A 21,835-nucleotide genomic window follows, 5' to 3' on the forward strand; every position below is an offset into this window, starting at 1 on the left:
CTTTTTAATCGATTGGAGAAAACGGAATGTCTTCCCTGCTACGCGCCACCCTGATCGCCCTGGCCCTGTTGACCACTGCCGGGTGCACCAGTAAACCGGTGCTCAACACCCAGCACGAGCTGCCGGCCACGACCCAGCTCAGCGAAGAAAAAATGAAACAGGTGATCGTCGCCGCCCTGCAAAAACGCGAGTGGACGGTACAACGCCTGAGCCCGCAGCTGGTGCAGGCCGACATCACCGTACGCGGCCAGTTCTATGCGGCCATCGACATCCGCTACACCCGCAACAGCTACGCCATCAGCTATCGCGACAGCCGCGAACTGGGCTACAAGGACGGCAAGATCCATCGCAACTACAACCGTTGGGTGAGCATGCTGGATCGGGATATCTTGGCGGGGTTGCGCTCGGCGGGAATGCAATAAAGCCAAATGTGGTAGGGGGCTTGCTCCCGATAGCAGTTTTTCAGTCTCAGCACCTCTAACTGAACCACCGCTATCGGGAGCAAGCCCCCCCCCCACATGAAATATGCCTTGTTCTGAAGGGCGTTATTCCAACCCCCTACGCGTCAACAACGCCACAAACCCCTTCGCCATCGGCGTTTGCACGCCTTTGCGCTGCACCAGCCATACCGCGGTCACCGCTTCCGGGTCCAGCAACGTGCGATACACCACGCCATCGATCCGTATCCGTTGATACGACGCAGGCAATACCGATACGCCCAATCCCGCCGCCACCAGACCGATGATGGTCATCGCCTCCCCCGCCTCCTGGGCGACATGCGGGCTGAAGCCGGCGTCACGGCACAGGCTGAGCAGCTGCGCATAGAGACCGCTGCCGTAGGTACGCGGGAAAAACACGAAGGGTTCTTCTGCCAATTGCGCCAGGTGCAAGCCGCGCTCGCTGCCCTGCGCCAAGGGGTGTCCGGCGCTCAATACGGCCACCAATGGCTCGCGCATCAATTCGATCACGCTCAGTGAGTCCGGCAACGGCAGAGGCCGCATCAGCCCCACCTGAATCGACTCATCCAGCAGCGACTCGGCCACCTGGGTGCTGCTCATCTCTTGCAGGTTGAGGTGCACGGCCGGGAAAGCCTGGCGAAACGCAAAGATCGCCTGGGGAATGCTGGAATTGAACGGCGCGGAAGACGTGAAGCCGATCTTCAGTTCGCCGAGTTCGCCCAACTGTGCCCTGCGCGCCACATCCGCCGCCTTGTCGACCTGGGCCAGCACCAGCCGTGCCTCTTGCAGGAACAGGCGCCCGGCCTCGCTCAGCTCGACCCGACGATTGGTACGCTCAAATAACCGCGCCCCCACCTCTTGCTCCAATGCCTGGATCTGCTGGCTCAACGGCGGTTGCGAAATGCCCAGCACTTGCGCGGCGCGGCCAAAATGCAGTTCTTCGGCGACGGCAATGAAGTACCGCAGGTGACGTAATTCCATGCACACCTCATTAGGTCGTAAAACCTATTAAACAGGTCGAACAATATATTGGAAAGAATCATTAGCCAGCTATATTCTTTTTCGCATTGTCAGTCCTGGCAGACTTTCCTCCCCGAGGTCCCCCGTGAATCCTGCTGTTGCTCCACTTGCCCAACGCACCCCGCCCTCAGCCCTCGATGATGTGGTTGCGCAGCTTAATGACGAGTACATCGAAAAAGGCACGCCGATGTTCATGCGCACGGTGCTGGCGCTGTTCTCCGGCGGGTTCGCCACCTTTGCCCTGTTGTATTGCGTGCAGCCGATGATGCCGGCGCTGTCCCACGAATTTGCCATCAATGCCGCGCAAAGCAGTCTGATCCTGTCGGTCGCCACGGCGATGCTTGCCTGCGGCCTGCTGATCACCGGGCCGATTTCCGACCGGCTGGGACGCAAACCGGTGATGGTCGCTGCGCTGTTCTGTGCAGCGCTGGCCACCATCGCCAGCGGCTTGATGCCGAGCTGGGAAGGCATCCTGCTCATGCGTGCGCTGGTGGGCTTGTCCTTGAGCGGCCTGGCCGCCGTGGCGATGACCTACCTGAGCGAAGAGATCCATCCGCAGCACATCGGCCTGGCCATGGGCCTGTACATCGGCGGCAATGCGATTGGTGGTATGAGCGGTCGGTTGATCATCGGGGTATTGATCGACTTCGTCAGTTGGCACACCGCCATGCTGATCATCGGCGGCCTCGCGCTGATCGCCGCGACGGTGTTCTGGAAAATCCTTCCCGAATCGCGCAACTTCCGCGCCAGCAGCCTCAAGCCGCGCAACCTGCTGGATGGCTTCGTAATGCACTTCAAGGACGCGGGCCTGCCGTGGTTGTTCCTTGAAGCATTCCTGTTGATGGGTGCGTTTGTAACGATGTTCAACTACATCGGCTATCGCCTGCTGGCCGATCCGTATGACCTCAGCCAGGCCGTGGTCGGCCTGCTGTCGCTGGTGTATCTGTCAGGCATCTACAGCTCGGCGAAAATTGGCTCTCTGGCCGACCGCCTGGGCCGCCGTCGCGTGCTGTGGGGCACCATTGTGCTGATGCTCGCCGGCATCACCCTGACGCTGTTCACCCCACTATGGCTGGTGGTGCCGGGCATGCTGATCTTTACCTTCGGCTTCTTCGGCGCGCATTCGGTAGCCAGCAGTTGGATCGGCCGGCGTGCGGTGAGGGCCAAGGGACAGGCGTCGTCGCTGTATCTGTTTTGCTATTACGCAGGGTCGAGCATTGCCGGGACGGCGGGCGGGTTCTTCTGGCACTTGGGCGGATGGAACGGGATTGGCGGGTTTATCGTCGCGCTGCTGATTGGCGCGTTGCTGGTGGCCCTGAAGCTGGCGAAGTTGCCGCCGTTGGGGCAGGTCTGAAGGTTTCTGGCTTTTAATGTGGGAGGGGGCTTGCCCCCTCCCACATTTTGCACTGTGTTTTATTCGTGGTATTGCGCCGACAGTTCATGCACCGCGCGCAGGAACGCACCCGCATGCTCCGGGTTCACTTCCGGCGTAATGCCATGGCCGAGGTTGAACACGTGGCCGGTGCCCTTGCCGTAGCTGGCGAGGATGCGGCCGACTTCGGTGCGGATCGCTTCCGGCTTGGCGTACAGCACGGTGGGGTCCATGTTGCCTTGCAGTGCAACTTGACCGCCAACGCGACGGCGGGCTTCGCCGATATCGCAGGTCCAGTCCAGGCCCAATGCATCGGCGCCCGCGTCGGCGATGCTTTCCAGCCACAGGCCGCCGCCCTTGGTGAACAGGATGACCGGCACTTTGCGGCCTTCGTGTTCGCGGATCAGGCCGCTGACGATCTTGCGCATGTAGGCCAGGGAGAATTCCTGGTAGGCCGCCGCCGACAGGTTGCCGCCCCAGGTGTCGAAAATCTGCACGGCTTGGGCGCCGGCCATGATCTGGCCGTTGAGGTAGGCGGTGACCGACTGCGCCAGCTTGTCCAGCAACAGGTGCATGGCTTGCGGGTTGTCGTAGAGCATGGCCTTGGTCTTGCGGAAGTCTTTCGACGAGCCGCCTTCGACCATGTAGGTCGCCAGGGTCCACGGGCTGCCGGAGAAGCCGATCAGCGGTACGCGGCCATTAAGCTCGCGGCGAATGGTGCTGACGGCATCCATCACATAGCCAAGGTCTTTGTGCGGATCAGGAATCGGCAGGGCTTCGATGTCGGCCAGGGTACTGACGACTTTCTTGAAACGCGGGCCTTCGCCGGTTTCAAAGTACAGGCCTTGGCCCATGGCATCGGGGATGGTGAGGATGTCGGAGAAGAGAATGGCCGCGTCCAGCTGTGGGTAGCGGTCCAGCGGCTGCATCGTGACTTCGCAGGCGAACGCAGGATTCATGCACAGGCTCATGAAGTCGCCGGCCTTGGCGCGACTGGCGCGGTATTCCGGCAGGTAGCGACCGGCCTGACGCATCATCCACACGGGCGTGACGTCTACGGGTTGCTTGAGCAGGGCACGAAGGAAACGGTCGTTCTTGAGGGCAGTCATGTCGGCATCCGCAAAAAAAGTGCGGGCATTTTCTCAGAGCCAGACGCAAAAGGCACGGAATGCGCCGTGCCTTTTGTCTATCGGGTCAATTTGTCGCGGTGATTGGACGTCGCACCTGAGCCTCTTCGCTGCAATGAGTTGAAACTAAGCGTCACATTTGCTCGCACTCTTGCAACGTCGACTTAACAGCAAATTAACCGCCCATTCCTAGCATCCATGCCTCTTCATGGAGGCGTGTCGATGAATAGAAAACTGCGTTTCGCATCAGGTTCACTGGTGTTGGCGATTGCTGTGAGCGGCTGCACTCCGGCATCCGAGCCGCAGGCATCCGCCCCCGTAAAGGTGAGCACCGAAACCCTGGAAGCCAAACCCCTGCCTATCAGCAGCGAGCTCAGTGGGCGCATTGCGGCACCCCGAACCGCTCAGGTAAACGCACGGGTGGCTGGGGTGGTGCTCAACAGTGTGTTCGAGCAAGGTAGTGACGTGAAACAGGGCGACGTCCTGTTCTACATCGACCCGGCGCCGCTCCAGGCTGACCTGGACAGCGCGCTGGCAGGGCTGAAAAGGTCCCAAGCCGATGCTCTACGGGCGCGTCAGCAGGAACAGCGTTACCGCCAGTTGATTGCGGGCAATGCGATCAGTGCCCAGGAATATGACAACGCGCGCGCGGCTGCCCGGCAGGCTGAGGCTGACGTCGCGGCCAATGAGGCCATGGTGCAACGCGCTCGTCTTAACTTGGGTTACGCCACCGTTACCGCGCCTATTTCCGGCCGCATCGGGCGTGCACTGGTGACCGAAGGCGCCTTGGTCGGACAGAACGAGTCGACCCCGCTGGCGCTGATCCAGCAACTGGACCCGGTCCATGTCGACCTCACGCAATCGACCCGTGAACACAACGAGCTGCGCCGCGCATTGCGCTCCGGCCAGTTGCAGCAACTGAGCCAGGGCCAGGCCAAAGCCACCTTGCTCCAGGACGACGGCAGCGCGTACCCGTTGCCCGGCAAGCTGCTGTTCAGCGACATCGCCGTAGACCCCGGCACCGGCCAGATCATCCTGCGCAGCGAATTTCCCAACCCCGACCTCGACTTGCTGCCCGGCAGCTTTGTGCGTGTGCGGCTGGAGCACGCCATCGATCAACGAGGGATCAGCGTGCCGCAGCGCGCCATCCTGCGCAACAGCGCAGGGTTGGCCCAGGTGCTGCTGGTGGATGACGAGCTGCGCGTGAGCCTGAAAACCGTGCAACTGGGCGCGGCGTACCAGAACCGCTGGGTCGTCACCGACGGCCTCACCGCTGGCGACCGCATCATCATCGAAGGCCTGCAGCATGCCCGCCCAGGCGAACACGTGGTGCTCGACAACGCCGCTCTTCCACTCGACCAGGCCATTGGTCAGTCAGCAGGACGCTAGCTTATGCCGCAGTTCTTTATCGACCGCCCAGTGTTCGCTTGGGTGATTGCCCTGTTTATCGTGCTGGCCGGTGTGTTGGCGATTTCGCAGTTGCCCGTGGCGCAATACCCCAACATCGCGCCGCCTAAAATCGAAGTCGTCGCCAACTACCCCGGCGCTTCGGCGCAGGCCATGGACCAAAGTGTCGTCAGCCTGATCGAAGAAGAGCTCAGCGGGGCTGATCACCTGCTGTACTTCGAATCGCGCAGCAGCCAAGGTTCGGCCACGATCACCGCGACCTTCAAACCCGGCACTAACCCTGAGCTGGCACAAGTCGACGTGCTCAATCGCTTGAAGGTCATCGAGTCACGCCTGCCGCAAGCGGTGATAGAACAGGGCTTGCGCGTGGAGAAAGTTTCCACGGGGTTCCTGCTGTTTATCTCGCTGATTGGCACCAGCGATGACGTCGACAACGTTTCCCTCAGCGATTACCTGGCGCGTAACGTGGTCAATGAGATCAAACGTTTGGACGGCGTCGGCAAGGTGCAGATGTTCGGCTCCGAGCGGGCCATGCGTATTTGGGTCGACCCGCAAAAACTGATCGCCTTCAACCTGACAGTGGCTGACGTAAATGCCGCGATCGTCGCGCAGAACGCCCTGATAGCAGCCGGCAGCCTCGGCGAATTGCCGGTTGCCGGCAGCCAGGAAATCACCGCGAGCATTCTGGTAGAAGGCCAACTATCGAGCCCTGAAGCATTCGCCGATATTGTGCTGCGTGCCGAGCCCAATGGGGCCAGCGTACGCATAGGCGATGTCGCCAGGGTCGAGATCGGCAGCCAGGAATACCAGTTCGGCACCCGGCTCAACGGCCAGTCCTCCAGTGAATTGGGCGTGCAACTGACACCCGGCGGCAACGCATTGAGCACTGCGACGCTGGTGCGCGCGAAAATGGATGAGTTGACGCGCTACTTTCCGGCAAACATGAAATACCAGATCGCCTACGACACCTCGCCCTTCGTCAAAGTCTCGATCACCAAAGTGATTTACACCTTGCTCGAAGCGATGGTACTGGTGTTTGCCGTGATGTACCTGTTCTTGCAGAACATCCGCTATACATTGATTCCGACATTGGTTGTACCAGTGGCCCTGATGGGCACGTTTGCACTCATGCAGGTGCTGGGGTTCTCCATCAATGTGCTGACCATGTTCGGCATGGTGCTCTCCATCGGCATCCTGGTGGACGACGCCATCGTGGTGGTGGAGAACGTCGAGCGCATCATGCTCCAGGAGCGCCTCTCGCCCAAGGACGCGACGCGCAAGGCGATGACACAAATTGGCGGCGCCATTGTTGGCATCACCCTGGTACTGGTGGCCGTGTTTATTCCGATGGCGTTCATGCAAGGTTCCGTCGGGATCATTTACCAGCAGTTTTCCCTGACTATGGCCGCATCCATTCTGTTCTCGGCGTTCCTGGCCCTGACCCTCACACCGGCGCTGTGCGCCACGCTACTGAAACCCGTTGCGCCGGGTGATCACACGGCCCGCGGATTCTTCGCCGGGTTCAACCGCCGATTCGAACAGCTGACCGAGCGCTATCAGGGCTGGGTCGCACATGCGTTGAAACGCAGTGGCCGCTATTTGTTCATCTATGCCGCGCTGCTGATCATGCTGGTGGTGAGCTTCAATCGTCTGCCCTCCTCGTTTCTTCCGGTCGAAGACATGGGCTATACGATCACCGATATTCAACTACCTCCCGGGGCGAGCCAAAGCCGCACGATCGAGGTCATCAAGCAGATCGAAGCGCATAACGCCACCGAGCCAGGCGTGGACAACAGCACGTTTGTGCTCGGTTTCAGCTTTTCCGGCAGCGGGCAGAATGCCGGGCTGGGTTACACGGTGCTCAAGGATTGGTCGCAGCGGGGCAGTCATGACACAGCGGCCGCCATCGCCGAACGGGCGAACGCGGTGGCGAGCCAGATCAAGGGCGCCGAAGTGTTCGTCGTACTGCCTGCGCCGATTGACGGTCTTGGCACTTCCAGCGGGTTTGAGTTCCGCCTGCAAGACCGTGGCGGTCTTGGCTACGCGACATTGATGCAGGCGCGCAGCGATTTGCTGGAAGCCGCTCAAGCCAGCCCGATCCTGATCAATGTGCGCGAAAGCGCGCTGGCCGAAGCGCCCCAGGTAAAACTGGAAGTCGATCGCCGACATGCCAATGCCCTCGGTGTCGCCTTTGCCGATATCGGCAACGTCGTGTCCACCAGCATCGGTTCGGCCTATGTCAATGACTTCCCCAATCAGGGACGTATGCAACGGGTGGTGGTCCAGGCTGAAGGCGAGCAACGCAGGCAGGTGGAGGACTTGCTGAAGATGCACGTACGCAACAACGAGGGACGAATGGTACCGCTGTCGGCTTTTGTACAGGCCAATTGGATTAAAGGGCCGGCGCAACTGAACCGCTACAACGGCTACCCGTCGATCAGCATTTCCGGCGAACCAGCGCCCGGCTACAGCACCGGCGCAGCCATGGCGGAAATCGAACGCCTGGTGGCGCAAGGGCCTGCCGGGCTGGGCCATGAATGGACGGGGCTGTCATTGCAGGAACGTTTGTCGGGCAACCAGGCGCCGATCCTGTTCGGCTTGTCGCTGCTGGTGGTGTTTCTGTGTCTGGCGGCCCTGTACGAGAGTTGGTCGATCCCGACATCCGTCTTGCTGGTGGTGCCTTTGGGCGTGCTCGGCGCCGTGCTGGCGGTGACCTTGCGCGAGATGCCCAACGACGTATTTTTCAAAGTCGGATTGATCACCATTATTGGCCTGTCAGCGAAAAACGCGATCTTGATCATCGAGTTTGCCAAGAGCCTCCACGACGAAGGCCACGACCTGGTCGACGCCACCCTGCAAGCCGCGCGGCAGCGGTTACGGCCGATTGTGATGACCTCCATGGCATTCATCCTTGGCGTGGTGCCGCTGGCCATTGCCACCGGTGCCAGCTCGGAAAGCCAACAGGCCATCGGTACGGGCGTGATCGGCGGGATGATCACCGCGACGTTGGCAGTGGTGTTTGTACCGGTGTTTTTTGTGGAAGTGATGAAGCGAGTGAGAACCCGCCGTCGCTGAAACGTAAAAAGCGGGCTTGTCCGTCAAGAGCAAGCCCGCTTTTGTGTGTTGCTCAGCCGTGCTTAGACGCCCAGGTAATCCAGGATCCCTTCAGCGGCATTGCGCCCTTCGAAGATCGCGGTGACCACCAGGTCAGAGCCACGAACCATATCGCCACCGGCGAAGATTTTCGGGTTGCTGGTCTGGTGCTTGTACTGGCCTTGTTCCGGGGCGACGACACGGCCCTGGCTGTCGGTCTGGATTTCGAACTGCTCGAACCACGGCGCCGGGCTTGGGCGGAAACCGAAAGCGATCACCACGGCGTCGGCCGCAATGATCTCTTCGGAACCCGGGATCGGCTCGGGGCTGCGACGGCCACGGGCATCCGGTTCGCCGAGACGGGTCTCGACCACCTTCACGCCTTCGACGCGGTCTTCACCGACGATCGCGATCGGCTGGCGGTTGTAGAGGAATTTCACGCCTTCTTCCTTGGCGTTCTTCACCTCTTTGCGCGAACCGGGCATGTTGGCTTCGTCACGACGGTACGCACAGGTCACCGACTTGGCGCCCTGGCGGATCGAGGTGCGGTTGCAGTCCATCGCGGTGTCGCCACCGCCGAGCACCACGACCTTCTTGCCTTTCATGTCGACGAAGTCTTCCGGCGACTTTTCAAAGCCCAGGTTGCGGTTGACGTTGGCGATCAGGAAATCCAGCGCGTCGTACACACCCGGCAGATCCTCACCGGCAAAGCCGCCCTTCATGTAGGTGTAGGTGCCCATGCCCATGAACACGGCATCGTATTCGGCGAGCAGCTGTTCCATGGTGATGTCTTTGCCGATTTCGGTATTGAGGCGAAACTCGATACCCATGCCGGTGAACACTTCACGACGGTGACTCAGCACGGTTTTTTCCAGCTTGAACTCGGGGATACCGAAGGTCAGCAGGCCGCCGATTTCCGGGTTCTTGTCGAACACCACCGGCGTCACGCCGCCACGTACCAGCACGTCGGCGCAACCCAGGCCCGCCGGGCCTGCGCCGATAATGGCAACACGCTTGCCGGTCGGCTTGACCTTGGACATGTCCGGGCGCCAGCCCATGGCGAACGCGGTGTCGGTGATGTACTTCTCCACCGAACCGATGGTCACCGCGCCGAAGCCGTCGTTGAGGGTGCACGCACCCTCGCACAGACGGTCCTGCGGGCACACCCTGCCGCAGACTTCCGGCAGGGTGTTGGTCTGGTGCGACAGCTCGGCGGCGGCGAGGATGTTGCCCTCGGCCACCAACTTGAGCCAGTTGGGAATGAAGTTGTGCACCGGGCACTTCCATTCGCAATACGGGTTACCGCAACCCAGGCAGCGGTGGGCCTGCTCGGCCGAGTGCTGGGGTTTGAACGGTTCGTAGATCTCCACGAACTCTTTCTTGCGTTGACGCAACAGTTTCTTCTTCGGATCTTTGCGCCCGACATCGATGAACTGGAAGTCGTTATTCAGACGTTCAGCCATGTTAAAACCTCGTACACGACAGCTGTGAGCTACAAGCTTCAAGCTGCAAGAAATCGATTGAACCGGCACACCGCGCACTGCTCCTGGCTTGCGGCTTGAAGCTTGCTACTTGCAGCAGCGTCATCATTGCGGACTCGCAAGCGTGCTGGATAGCAGGGACTTCAAACTCGCCGCCTTGGGCTTGACCAGCCAGAAACGACGCAGGTAATCATCGAGGTTTTCGGCGAGGTTGCGACCCCATTCGCTGCCGGTCTCCTCGACGTACTCGTCCAGCACGTGCTGCAAGTGGTTCCGGTAGGATTCCATGGCTTCGCCGCTGATCCGCTGGATCTCGACCAACTCGTGGTTGACCTTGTCGACGAAGGTGTTGTCCTGGTCGAGCACGTAGGCGAAACCGCCGGTCATCCCCGAACCGAAGTTGTAACCGGTCTTGCCCAGTACCGCGACAAAGCCCCCGGTCATGTACTCGCAGCAGTGATCGCCGGTGCCTTCCACCACCGTGTGGGCCCCGGAGTTACGCACGGCGAAACGCTCACCGGCGGTGCCGGCGGCGAACAGCTTGCCACCGGTGGCGCCGTACAGGCAGGTGTTGCCGATGATGGCACTGTCCTGGGTCTTGTAGACGCTGCCTTCAGGCGGAACGATCACCAGCTTGCCGCCGGTCATGCCCTTGCCCACGTAGTCGTTGGCGTCGCCATCGAGATACATGTGCAGGCCGCCAGCGTTCCACACACCAAAACTCTGGCCAGCGGTGCCCTTGAAGCGGAAGGTGATCGGCGCTTTCGCCATGCCCTGGTTGCCGTGCTTGCGCGCGATTTCACCGGAGATGCGCGCGCCGATGGAACGGTCGCAATTGCAGATGTCCAGGGCGAACTCGCCACCGCTGGCATCATTGATCGAGGAACCGGCCATCTCGACCATCTTCTCGGCCAATAGGCCTTTGTCGAACGGTGGGTTGCGGTCCACTTGGCAGAATTGTGGCTTGTCTGCCGGGATGTGATCGCTGCCCAACAGCGGCGTCAGGTCCAAATGTTGTTGCTTGGCGGTCTGGCCTTCGAGCACTTCGAGCAGGTCGGTGCGACCGATCAGCTCTTGCAGCGAACGCACGCCCAGCCTGGCCAGCCACTCACGGGTTTCTTCGGCGACGTAGGTGAAGAAATTCACCACCATGTCGACGGTGCCGATGTAGTGATCCTTGCGCAGCTTTTCGTTCTGAGTGGCCACGCCGGTCGCGCAGTTGTTCAGGTGGCAGATGCGCAGGTATTTGCAGCCCAGGGCAATCATCGGCGCAGTACCGAAGCCGAAGCTTTCGGCGCCGAGGATCGCGGCCTTGATCACGTCGAGGCCGGTTTTCAGGCCGCCGTCGGTCTGTACCCGCACTTTGCCGCGCAGGTCGTTGCCGCGCAGGGTCTGGTGGGTTTCGGCCAGGCCCAGCTCCCACGGCGCACCGGCGTACTTGATCGAGGTCAACGGCGAAGCACCGGTGCCGCCGTCGTAGCCGGAGATGGTGATCAGGTCGGCATAGGCCTTGGCCACACCGGCCGCGATGGTGCCGACGCCGGCTTCCGCCACCAGTTTCACCGAGACCAGCGCCTGCGGGTTGACTTGCTTGAGGTCGAAAATCAGCTGCGACAGGTCTTCAATCGAGTAGATGTCGTGGTGCGGCGGTGGCGAGATCAACGTCACGCCCGGCACGGCATAACGCAGCTTGGCGATCAGACCGTTGACCTTGCCGCCTGGCAGCTGGCCGCCTTCACCGGGCTTGGCGCCCTGGGCCACCTTGATCTGCAGCACTTCGGCGTTGACCAGGTATTCCGGGGTCACACCGAACCGGCCGGTTGCCACCTGCTTGATTTTCGAGCTCTTGAGCGTGCCGTAGCGCGCCGGGTCTTCGCCGCCTTCGCCGGAGTTGGAACGCGCGCCCAGGCGGTTCATGGCTTCGGCCAGGGCTTCGTGAGCCTCAGGCGACAAGGCGCCCAGGGAAATACCAGCGGAGTCGAAGCGTTTGAGGATCGACTCCAGCGGCTCGATTTCACTGATGGCCAGCGGTGTGTCCAGGGTTTTCACCTTGAACAGGTCGCGGATCATCGACACCGGGCGGTTATCCACCAACGCGGTGTATTCCTTGAACTTGGCGTAGTCGCCCTGCTGCACGGCGGCTTGCAGGGTGCTGACCACGTCCGGGTTGTAGGCGTGGTATTCGCCACCGTGTACGAATTTGAGCAGGCCGCCTTGCTGGATCGGCTTGCGCGCGCTCCAGGCTTCAGCCGCGAGCGCTTTCTGTTCGGCTTCGATATCGACGAAACGCGCGCCCTTGATGCGGCTCGGCACGCCACGGAAGCTCAACTCACAGACTTCTTCGGACAGGCCGATGGCTTCGAACAACTGAGCGCCGCGATACGAGGTCACTGTGGAAATGCCCATCTTCGACAGGATCTTCAGCAGGCCTTTGGTGATGCCCTTGCGATAGTTCTTGAACACCTCGTAGAGGTCGCCCAGCACTTCACCGGTACGGATCAGGTCGCCCAGCACTTCGTACGCGAGGAACGGATAAACCGCCGACGCGCCGAAACCGATCAACACCGCGAAATGGTGCGGGTCGCGCGCAGTGGCGGTCTCGACGAGGATGTTGGAGTCGCAGCGCAGGCCTTTTTCGGTCAGGCGGTGATGCACAGCACCGGTGGCCAGCGAAGCGTGGATCGGCAGCTTGCCTGGCGCAATATGACGGTCGGTCAGCACGATCTGGGTACGACCGGCGCGCACGGCTTCTTCGGCCTGGTCGGCGACGTTGCGCACAGCGGCTTCAAGGCCGAGGCTCTCGTCGTAGTTCAGGTCGATGATCTGGCGGTCGAAACCTGGACGTTCCAGGGTCATCAGCGAGCGCCACTTGGCCGGGGAAACCACCGGCGAGCTGAGGATCACACGGGACGCATGCTCCGGCGACTCCTGGAAGATGTTGCGCTCGGCACCGAGGCACACTTCCAGCGACATCACGATGGCTTCGCGCAGCGGGTCGATCGGTGGGTTGGTCACCTGGGCGAACTGCTGGCGGAAGTAGTCGTATGGCGTGCGCACGCGCTGGGACAGCACGGCCATCGGCGTGTCGTCGCCCATGGAGCCGACGGCCTCATAGCCTTGCTCACCGAGCGGGCGCAGGACCTGGTCGCGCTCTTCGAACGTGACCTGGTACATCTTCATGTATTGCTTGAGCTGATCGACGTCGTAGAAAGCCGAACCGTGGTCGTTGTCTTCCATGGTCGCCTGGATGCGCAGGGCGTTCTTGCGCAGCCATTGCTTGTACGGGTGACGCGACTTCAGGCGGTTGTCGATGGCGTCGGTGTCGAGGATCTGCCCGGTTTCGGTGTCCACGGCGAGGATCTGGCCAGGGCCGACACGGCCTTTGGCGATGACGTCTTCAGGCTTGTAGTCCCACACGCCGATTTCCGAGGCCAGGGTGATAAAGCCGTTGGTCGTGGTGACCCAACGTGCCGGGCGCAGACCGTTACGGTCGAGCAGGCACACCGCGTAGCGGCCGTCGGTCATGACCACGCCGGCCGGGCCGTCCCACGGCTCCATGTGCATCGAGTTGTATTCGTAGAACGCCCGCAAGTCCGGGTCCATGGTCTCGACGTTCTGCCACGCAGGCGGAATGATCATGCGCACGCCACGGAACAGGTCGATGCCGCCGGTGACCATCAGTTCGAGCATGTTGTCCATGCTGGAGGAGTCCGAACCCACGCGGTTGACCAGCGGGCCGAGCTCTTCGAGGTCCATCAGATCGTTGGCGAACTTGGTGCGACGGGCCACGGCCCAGTTGCGGTTGCCGGTGATGGTGTTGATCTCGCCGTTGTGGGCAAGGAAGCGGAACGGCTGGGCCAGCGGCCATTTCGGCAGGGTGTTGGTGGAGAAGCGCTGGTGGAACACGCAGATTGCGGTCTGCAGGCGCTCATCGCTCAGGTCCGGATAGAAGGCGGTGAGGTCCGCCGGCATCATCAGGCCTTTGTAAATGATGGTCTTGTGGGAAAAGCTGCAGATGTAATGGTCGGTGTCGGCGGCGTTGAGCACCGACGAACGACGACGCGAGGTGAACAGCTTGATCGCCATGTCCTGGTCGCTCAGGCCGTCGCCTGCGATGAACACCTGTTCGATCTGCGGCAGGCGCTCGTTTGCCAGGCGGCCGAGCACGCTGGTGTCGATCGGCACTTTGCGCCAGCCGATCAGCTGCAGGCCGGCGGCGACGATCTCGCGGTTCATGTTCTCGCGAGCCGCTTGGGCTTTGACCGGGTCCTGGTTGAAGAACACCATGCCCACGGCGTATTGCTTGGGCAGGTCGACGGCAAAATGCTCTTTGGCGACAGCGCGCAGGAACTGGTCGGGCTTTTGAATCAGCAAGCCGCAACCGTCACCGGTCTTGCCGTCGGCGTTGATCCCACCGCGGTGGGTCATGCAGGTCAGGGCCTCGATGGCCGTTTGCAAGAGGGTATGACTGGGCTCGCCCTGCATGTGGGCTATCAGGCCGAAACCGCAGTTATCCTTGAATTCATCGGGTTGGTACAGACCTGCTTTCATAGACACTTTCTCACCAGGCTGCCTCTTTTATCGAGGCAAATTTCTTTTCAATTCAACCGGTTACCTTCCACGCCGAACGTACGCCGGCTTAGCGGGGGCAAAAGGGAGGTCATTGTACACACCGACACAGACGCTCACAAATTTAGCGACGAAATGTCGCAAATCTATGTCGCATTTATGAAAGGTTTAAAGCGATATGCTGTGCTAGTCAAAACTTTTTTAATTCTGACCGCTACGACTCAAAAGCTACCGTGACGCAGACACCACAAAGCGCGCGGCCTGTAAGGGCAGCACGCACTTGCGGATTTTTTGAGGTGCCGGGAGGGCGGCCTGGGTAAGGCCGCCGGATCTTCAGCGAGTTGTCGCGAGTTCTTGTTGAACGCTGGCGACAGTGCGAGGCCAAGGTTTACCAGCCTGAACCTTCGCTGGCAAGGCTTTGATGGCAGAATCGGCTGCGGCGCGGCTTGGGAAGCTGCCGTAGGTGATCACGTAGAGAGGCTTGCCGTTGAGCACTTTCTTGAAATAACGATACTGGCCGCCCTGCTCCTTGACGAACGCCTGGGCGTTGGCCTCGGAGCTGGTGCCAAGGATCTGCACCACGAAGTTGCCGGTGGGCTGGCTGCTGTACCAGCTGCTGCCGGCGGCGCCGGCCTTGGCGACGGTGGCGGCAGGTTTTTCAGCAGGCTTGGCCGCTGGCGCTGGGGCAGGAGCAGGTTTGGCGACCGGCGCAGGCTTGGCCGTGGCAACCGTCGGCGCAGGCGTCGGCTTGGCAACTGGAGCGGCTGGAGCAACCGGTGCAACCGGCGCCGCTGGCGTGCCGGCAGGGACGCCCGCAGGTGGCGCGGTGGTGGTAACGGTCGGCGGCGTGGCGCTGGAGCCTTCCACCGGCACGCCATCGTCGCCTTCGGAGATGCCACCGGCTTCCTCGGCCAACGGGCCGCGCATGACAGGTTGGCCGACCATCGGCAGGTTGGTCGGTTGGCCGGAATTGGCGAACTCGACATTTGGCGTGGGCTTGCCCAGTGGCAACTGCGCCTGTTCGGTTGGCGCGCCGGCGGTGGCCGGGGCCTTGCTGCGGCCTGGAATCAACCAGGCGGCGGCAACGGCGACCACGACAACGGCGGAAATAGCCAATACGTGCTTCTTAGGCATAGTGAACCCCATCTTTGGACGCTTGACCGCAGAGCGGCTGGCAATCATGGCTTCGATCATTGCATCGCGGGCAACCTGATTGATATTGCCAGGCCAGCCATCGGAGCTTTCGTGAATATCAGAGATCTGCGCAGCGGAGAAAAGTTCGATACCGGCCCCTGCACCTTCGAGGCGCTGAGCCAGGTATTCGCGGGTCTCTTCTTCTTCGTACGGCTGCAATTCGATGACGTGAAACAGCTCCTGATCACCGCTGATCTGTTCCAGATCGGCGATCAGCGACGACTCACCGAACAGGAACACATGGGGACGACCTTCCGGCGTACCCGCCGCCAGCGCCAGCAACGCTTCCAGGGCGGACTCGTCGAGTTGCTCGGCGTCATCCACCAGCAGATAGACTTCCTGGCCGGTCAGGCCCAGTTGCACCACCTGCTTGAGGATCGCGTTCGGCTCAGCGTTGGCTACGTCCAACGCCTGCGCCACCTGGCGCAACACGCCGGCCGCATCACCGGCGCCACGGGCCGAGACGACGACGCTCTGCACCGATTGCTTGTTGGTGCTGGCGACCAGCGCCTGGCGCAGCAACGTCTTGCCGCTGCCCAACGGCCCCGTGACCACCAGCAGCAACTGGCTGTAGCGCGCGAGGTGGTGCAATTGCCCCAGTACCGGCTTGCGCTGGGCGGGGAAGAATTTGAAACCAGGCACCCGTGGAGCGAAAGGGTCGTGGCTCAAGTGATAATGGCCGAGGAACGCCTCGTCGGCATGCAAACTAGTCATCGGGATCTTATTAACCTTTAAGCTGGGCCAGGGCGCGGTAATCCGCTCCCAGCGTGGCCTGTAAAATCTCTTTCGGATAATCGTCGGTCACCACCGCTTCGCCCATGTGGCGCAACAGCACCAGCCGCAGCCGACCGTCGATCACTTTCTTGTCTATTGCCATGTGCTCCAGGAAATCCGCCTCGGTCATTTCAGGCGGCGGAATCACCGGCAAACCGGCGCGCTGGAACAGACGGATCCCGCGATCACGCTCTTGGGCGCTGATCCAGCCCAGGCGCTGCGACATCTCCAATGCCATCACGGTGCCAGCCGCCACGGCTTCCCCATGCAGCCACACACCATAGCCCATGTGGGTTTCGATCGCATGGCCGAAGGTATGGCCCAGGTTCAGGGTAGCCCGTACCCCGGATTCCCGTTCGTCGGCATTCACCACCAGCGCCTTGGCCGCGCAGGAGCGGGAAATTGCCTCGGTGAGTGCCACCTGGTCGAGGGCGCGCAGGGCGTCCATGTGTGCTTCCAGCCAGGTCAGGAAGGGCTCGTCGCAGATCAGCCCGTACTTGATGACTTCCGCCAGCCCCGCCGACAGCTCGCGCGGTGGCAGGGTGTTGAGGGTCGCAGTGTCGATCAGCACGGCCTGCGGCTGATAGAACGCGCCGACCATGTTCTTGCCCAGCGGATGGTTGATGCCGGTCTTGCCGCCCACCGACGAATCAACCTGGGACAGCAGCGTGGTCGGCACCTGGATAAAGTCCACGCCACGCTGGTAGCAGGCGGCCGCGAAGCCAGCCATGTCGCCGATCACACCGCCGCCCAGGGCGACCACGGTGGTGCGGCGGTCATGCCGTGCGCTCAGCAGGCCATCGAAGATCAGCTGCAGGGTTTCCCAGTTCTTGTGGGCTTCACCGTCGGGCAGGATCACGGAGATCACCGAGTACGCCGCCAGGCTGCGGCTCAGACGCTCCAGATACAGCGGCGCCACCGTTTCGTTGGAGATGATCGCCACTTGCCGACCGGCAATATGCGGTGCGAGCAGCTCGGGCAGGTCCAACAGACCTTCGCCAATATGGATCGGGTAGCTGCGCTCGCCTAGATCGACCTTAAGTGTCTGCATGTGTCCCCGCGTTGAAGATATTTTGACAACCGGTAACGCCTGGATAGGCGTTGCCTGATGGCTCTGCGCCATACCCCGCGAGGTCATGGCGCGCCGCCGAGAATAGCGCATTTGCGGCCAGGCTTTAACGGGGTGGTAGCCGTTGCAGGCGCTCAAGAATGTCGAGCACCACCATTCGGGGCGGCCGTTCATCGGTTTCCACCACCAGGTCGGCGATTTCCCGATACAGCGGATCGCGCAGCGCAAGCAGGTCCCGCAGGGTCTTTTCCGGGTTGGCCGTGCGCAATAATGGGCGATTGCGATCACGGGCGGTGCGGCCCACCTGCTGCTCGACCGAGGCATGCAGGTACACCACCCGGCCACCGGCATGCAGGGCGCGGCGATTCTCATCACGCATCACTGCGCCTCCGCCGGTGGCCAATACCACGCCATCGCAGCCGCACAGCTCGGCAATCATTGCCTGCTCGCGGTCGCGAAAGCCCAGTTCGCCTTCCTTATCGAAGATCCATGGGATATTGGCACCCGTGCGCAATTCAATCTCCTTATCGGAATCTTTGAACGGCAGGCGCAGCTCTTTGGCCAGCAAACGGCCGATGGTGCTTTTTCCAGCCCCCATCGGCCCTACAAGAATCAAATTTCGCACAGAATCAACGACTCACAGCAATCGCCTGGTTATTCATGATACGCGGAGTCAGGAATACCAGCAGCTCGGATTTTTTCTCCGCCCGCACATCGCGCCGGAAAAGGCGGCCAAGATACGGCACATCGCCCAAAAATGGCACTTTATCTAGCACTTTGCTCTGGGTATTGGAGAAAACCCCGCCGATGACAATGGTCTCGCCATCCTTGACCAGGACCTTGGCATTGACCTCGTTTTTCTTGATCGGCGGCACGTCGTTGAGTTTGTTCAAATAGTCGGGTTCGTCCTTGGTGACTTTGACCTCCATGATCACATAATCGTCGGGGGTGATCTGCGGCGTGACCTCCAACGACAGCGAAGCCTCCTTGAACGACACCGAGGTGGCGCCCCGGGACGTGGATTCCTGATAGGGAATCTCGGTGCCCTTGAGGATGCGCGCGGTTTCCTTGTCCGAGGTGACCACCTTGGGCTGTGAGACGATTTCGCCGTTGCCGGACTTTTCCATGGCGGTCAGCTCAAGGTCCAGCAGCAGGTTGTCGGTGATAAAGGCCAGCCCCAGGCCCGAGGTGCCGGTCAGCGAACCCAGGTCCACAAAGGGTGAACTGGGTGGATCCTGCGGTGGCTGCGCGTCATCCGCCACAGGCCTGGCAATACCGCCGGCGCCCCAATTGCCGCGATTGAGCCGCCCGCCCCAGCGCACCCCCAGGCTTTTGTCGTAATCGACATTGGCCTCGACAATGCGCGCCTCGATCATCACCTGGCGCACCGGGACGTCCAACTGCGCCACGATCCGCCGCAGCTCTTCCAGCCGCTCTGCGGTCTGGTAGACGATGATGTTGTTGGTGCGGTCGTCCACCGCCACCGAGCCGCGCTCGTCGGTCGTGCCCTCAAAGCCGCTCACGGACTGGAACAGCTTGGCCAGGTCTGCCGCCTTGGCATAATTGACCTGCAGCAATTCCCGGCGCAACGGCGCCAGCTCGGCCATCTGCTTGCGCGCCTCCAGCGTCAGCAGTTCGCGTGCGGCCAATTCGTCGGCGGGGGCCACCAGCAAGACCCCGGCCTTCACCCGCTTGTCCAACCCCTTGGCTTGCAACACCAGGTCCAGCGCCTGGTCCCAGGGCACGTCCTTGAGCCGCAGGGTGATCGAACCCTGCACCTCGTCACTGGCCACCAGGTTGAGGCCGGCGACATCGGCAATTTGCTGCAATGCCGCGCGCAAATCGATGTTCTGGAAATTAAGGTTCAGTGTGTCGCCCGTATAGCCGGCCGATGACGCGCTTTCGGGCGCAGGCAGGTGGATAAGGTCGACGCGATTGGGTACAGCAGCAGCCAGCGGCACCGTGAACGCTATCCATAGCGCCACGCCGAAGGGCGAGAAAATCCTTTTCATTGGTTGATTCCGTTATGAGTTGACGTCCAGCACCAGCGTTCGCAAGCGTTCCAGCCAAAGGCCCCGTTCATCGGGAAAGCGCTCGACCAGTTCCACATGGCCGTCCTGGATGGACGTGACCTGACCATGATCCGGCCCGAGGTAGTCGCCGACCGCCAGCCGATGCACCGTTGATCCGGCACGCAGCAATGCGAAGGCTTGCCCGCCGCCCGACAGCGTACCGACCATGGCGAACTGGTCGATTGCGATGCCCTCCAGCAGCCCGCGGGGCCGCGTGAGATCCGGAGCAGGGGCGGGCCGCCCAGGCGGGTGATGCGGTTGCAGGGCCGTGAGTTGAAACGGGTCGCGCAGGGATGCCGAGTCATAAACAAAGCGCGGGGCCGGGACGACCGCCCGTAATGCGTTGCCCCCTTGAACGGCACCTCGATAGGCCTTGATCAGCAGTTCCAGACGCAACGAAGCCCCTTGCGACCGCAACGCCAGGTCATGCACCGTGACAACGCGCTGCAAACCACCCAGGGCGCTGACGAACGCCGCCAGGTCGTGATAAGCCCCTGTAAGGCCAACCTTCAAGGGCTGTTCGACATGGAACGGCTGCGACGCCTCATCCAACACCGCAACGCTTTCGACCCACACGCCGTTGGCAATCGCCAGCCGAGCGATGTCTTCAAGCAAGGCCGGCACTGCGGCATCACCGGACAGTTGCCGTTGAAGGTCCGCGACGGTGTCTTCCATCGTCCTGACGTGCTCGGTGGACGCCTCAAGGTCTGCGGCCACACCGGCTTGCTCTTCAAGCTGCTCGCGCAGCACCTGTTCCCGCGCCTCTAACCCGTGCAATCGCTCTCGCGAAGCGCCCAGGTATGACACCTCGGCTATCACCAGCACCAGGCCACCCAGCGTGCAGCCAAGCAGGACCTTTCCAGGCCAGGGCCATTTTGCAGCGTTGTAGGTGAGTGCGGAAAAGTCGAGCCCGGGCAGGCTCATGGTTGCGCCTCGATGGTTTCCCCCTGGCGCACCATCAACTGAAACTGATGAGCGCCGCGCTCACCTTCTGCCTGAACACGCTCGAGCCGCGCGGAATGGCCGCCTTGCGACGCCTCCAACCGACGCATCAACTGGGCGATGTCCTGGTTGCTGTCTGCACTGCCGCGGATGCTGACGGTATCGCCATTGGCTACCACCTCATGCAGGTGAACGCCATCGGGCATCGTGCGCGCCAACTGATCGAACAGCCGAGCGCCGGAAGAGCGAGCGTCGTGCAGGTCCTGCATCACCTTCATGCGCTGCGCCAATTGCTGGCTTCGTTCCTGCAGGTCGTCGATGGTCTTGATCCGCGAGTCATGCACGGCGACATTGCCGTCCAGGCGGACGTTGCGGGTTACCTGCCGGTCTATCGCCTGGTCGATCACTTGGTCGGCCAGCCACACCGCCGCGAGCGCCAGGCAGGCAAACGCCAGTAGAAGTACCAGCAAATACTTGCGGCGCCGTTCTGCCAGCAGCTGGCGCCAAGGCAAAAGATTGATTCGTGTCATCCAGCGAAACTCCTCAGGGCCAACCCGCAAGCCACTCCCATCCCTTGGGCATCGGCGGCCCATTGTGCGCCATCGACTCGATGACCCGGCGTGAAGCTGGCAAAATCCTGACGGCAAGCGCGCTCCAATGCAAATGCTTCGACATCCACCACCCGCGTCACCAGCCCGGCCAGGCCCAGGACCGCCTCGCGCGCCTCGACCTGTTCGCGCAGACATGCGGCCAACAATACCTCGACCCGCCCCGCTCCCTGGGACGACGGGCCGCGTACCTGAAAATCGATGGCGACTTCATCCAGAGGATAAGGAATGTACTGGTCGGCCTCCATGTGTATCTGCCAGGCCCTTTGTTCATCGTTGAGGCCTGCGTCCATTTCGATCACCCGCGTAATCACCGACGAGCCCGACACAGCCACGGCTGCGTGCCTGGCGCGGCTGTGCAGCCGCGATAATGCCTGATGCAGCGCCCGCCCTGCGCCTTCGAGGTCGAGCACGGTGCCATCGACCACCGCATGCGCCGGCAATCCCTGTGTCACATAGCCTTGAATGCTGAAACCCTGCGCCGAACGGCCCAGCTCGATCAGCTTGATACCTCGGTCATTGATGTCAACGCCGAGAACGCTGTGGTGTTTTCGCCTGAAAAATCCCTTTCCCATAAAACTCCCTAAAGCTTTGCCTGTCTTACCGCCTGATTGCCTCCGGGCAGTGCATTCGGTCGACTTGTTTGAGC

The 21,835-nt window shown here is 61.6% G+C and carries 14 protein-coding genes and 1 pseudogene; 4 read left to right on the forward strand and 11 right to left on the reverse strand.

Annotated elements, in window-relative coordinates:
* The first annotated feature begins 26 nt into the window (after nt 1–26).
* The gene (locus CIB54_RS05895; protein WP_065950147.1) at nt 27–422 is read left to right on the forward strand and encodes a hypothetical protein; all 396 of its coding nucleotides are present in this window, start codon (nt 27–29) and stop codon (nt 420–422) included.
* Nucleotides 423–545: 123 nt separating this feature from the next.
* Here CIB54_RS05895 and CIB54_RS05900 read toward each other — a convergent pair whose 3' ends face one another.
* A complete protein-coding gene (locus CIB54_RS05900; protein WP_101219021.1) occupies nt 546–1,439 on the reverse strand; it encodes a LysR family transcriptional regulator in 894 nt (297 codons plus the stop codon).
* Between the two features lie 181 nt (nt 1,440–1,620).
* On the opposite strand from CIB54_RS05900, the gene CIB54_RS05905 reads away from it, so the two are divergent.
* Nucleotides 1,621–2,832: an MFS transporter gene (locus CIB54_RS05905; RefSeq protein WP_420094153.1), complete on the forward strand. Its 1,212-nt coding sequence runs from the start codon at nt 1,621–1,623 to the stop codon at nt 2,830–2,832.
* 59 nt (nt 2,833–2,891) lie between these two features.
* Here the strand turns inward: CIB54_RS05905 and hemE are convergent, their stop codons facing one another.
* Complete coding sequence (gene hemE, locus CIB54_RS05910; RefSeq protein ID WP_065950144.1) at nt 2,892–3,959, reverse strand: uroporphyrinogen decarboxylase; 1,068 nt, start codon at nt 3,957–3,959, stop codon at nt 2,892–2,894.
* A gap of 240 nt (nt 3,960–4,199) precedes the next feature.
* Between hemE and CIB54_RS05915 the strand changes: the two genes are divergently transcribed.
* Both CIB54_RS05915 and CIB54_RS05920 read left to right on the forward strand, forming a co-directional pair.
* Nucleotides 4,200–5,366, forward strand: a complete 1,167-nt coding sequence (locus CIB54_RS05915) for an efflux RND transporter periplasmic adaptor subunit (protein WP_065950143.1) — start codon at nt 4,200–4,202, stop codon at nt 5,364–5,366.
* A gap of 3 nt (nt 5,367–5,369) precedes the next feature.
* Complete coding sequence (locus CIB54_RS05920) at nt 5,370–8,459, forward strand: multidrug efflux RND transporter permease subunit (protein ID WP_101219025.1); 3,090 nt, start codon at nt 5,370–5,372, stop codon at nt 8,457–8,459.
* Nucleotides 8,460–8,521: 62 nt separating this feature from the next.
* Here the strand turns inward: CIB54_RS05920 and CIB54_RS05925 are convergent, their stop codons facing one another.
* The 9 genes and pseudogenes from CIB54_RS05925 to pilM form a co-directional block, all read right to left on the reverse strand.
* Complete coding sequence (locus CIB54_RS05925; protein ID WP_065950141.1) at nt 8,522–9,940, reverse strand: FAD-dependent oxidoreductase; 1,419 nt, start codon at nt 9,938–9,940, stop codon at nt 8,522–8,524.
* A 123-nt stretch (nt 9,941–10,063) separates the two neighbouring features.
* Complete coding sequence (gltB, locus tag CIB54_RS05930; RefSeq protein WP_101219027.1) at nt 10,064–14,509, reverse strand: glutamate synthase large subunit; 4,446 nt, start codon at nt 14,507–14,509, stop codon at nt 10,064–10,066.
* A 351-nt stretch (nt 14,510–14,860) separates the two neighbouring features.
* Entirely contained in the window at nt 14,861–16,435 is a 1,575-nt protein-coding gene (locus tag CIB54_RS05940; RefSeq protein WP_101219031.1) for an SPOR domain-containing protein, read from the reverse strand.
* 10 nt (nt 16,436–16,445) lie between these two features.
* Nucleotides 16,446–17,546, reverse strand: a complete 1,101-nt coding sequence (aroB, locus tag CIB54_RS05945) for a 3-dehydroquinate synthase (RefSeq protein ID WP_065950138.1) — start codon at nt 17,544–17,546, stop codon at nt 16,446–16,448.
* Nucleotides 17,547–17,670: 124 nt separating this feature from the next.
* A complete protein-coding gene (gene aroK, locus CIB54_RS05950; protein ID WP_003171222.1) occupies nt 17,671–18,189 on the reverse strand; it encodes a shikimate kinase AroK in 519 nt (172 codons plus the stop codon).
* Between the two features lie 4 nt (nt 18,190–18,193).
* Nucleotides 18,194–19,441, reverse strand: a pseudogene (locus tag CIB54_RS05955) (type IV pilus secretin PilQ); the annotation flags it as partial.
* A 147-nt stretch (nt 19,442–19,588) separates the two neighbouring features.
* The gene (locus tag CIB54_RS05960; protein ID WP_101219033.1) at nt 19,589–20,560 is read right to left on the reverse strand and encodes a pilus assembly protein PilP; all 972 of its coding nucleotides are present in this window, start codon (nt 20,558–20,560) and stop codon (nt 19,589–19,591) included.
* Nucleotides 20,557–21,108 (reverse strand): PilN domain-containing protein, encoded by a 552-nt coding sequence (locus CIB54_RS05965; RefSeq protein WP_065950136.1) that lies wholly within the window; start codon nt 21,106–21,108, stop codon nt 20,557–20,559. The genes CIB54_RS05960 and CIB54_RS05965 overlap by 4 nt, the downstream gene beginning before the upstream one ends.
* Nucleotides 21,105–21,761, reverse strand: a complete 657-nt coding sequence (pilM, locus tag CIB54_RS05970) for a type IV pilus assembly protein PilM (protein WP_101219035.1) — start codon at nt 21,759–21,761, stop codon at nt 21,105–21,107. Before pilM ends, CIB54_RS05965 begins: the two co-directional genes overlap by 4 nt.
* Nucleotides 21,762–21,835: the final 74 nt, after the last annotated feature.

Source organism: Pseudomonas fluorescens (assembly GCF_002837185.1).
Classification (GTDB): Bacteria; Pseudomonadota; Gammaproteobacteria; order Pseudomonadales; family Pseudomonadaceae; genus Aquipseudomonas; species Aquipseudomonas fluorescens_AM.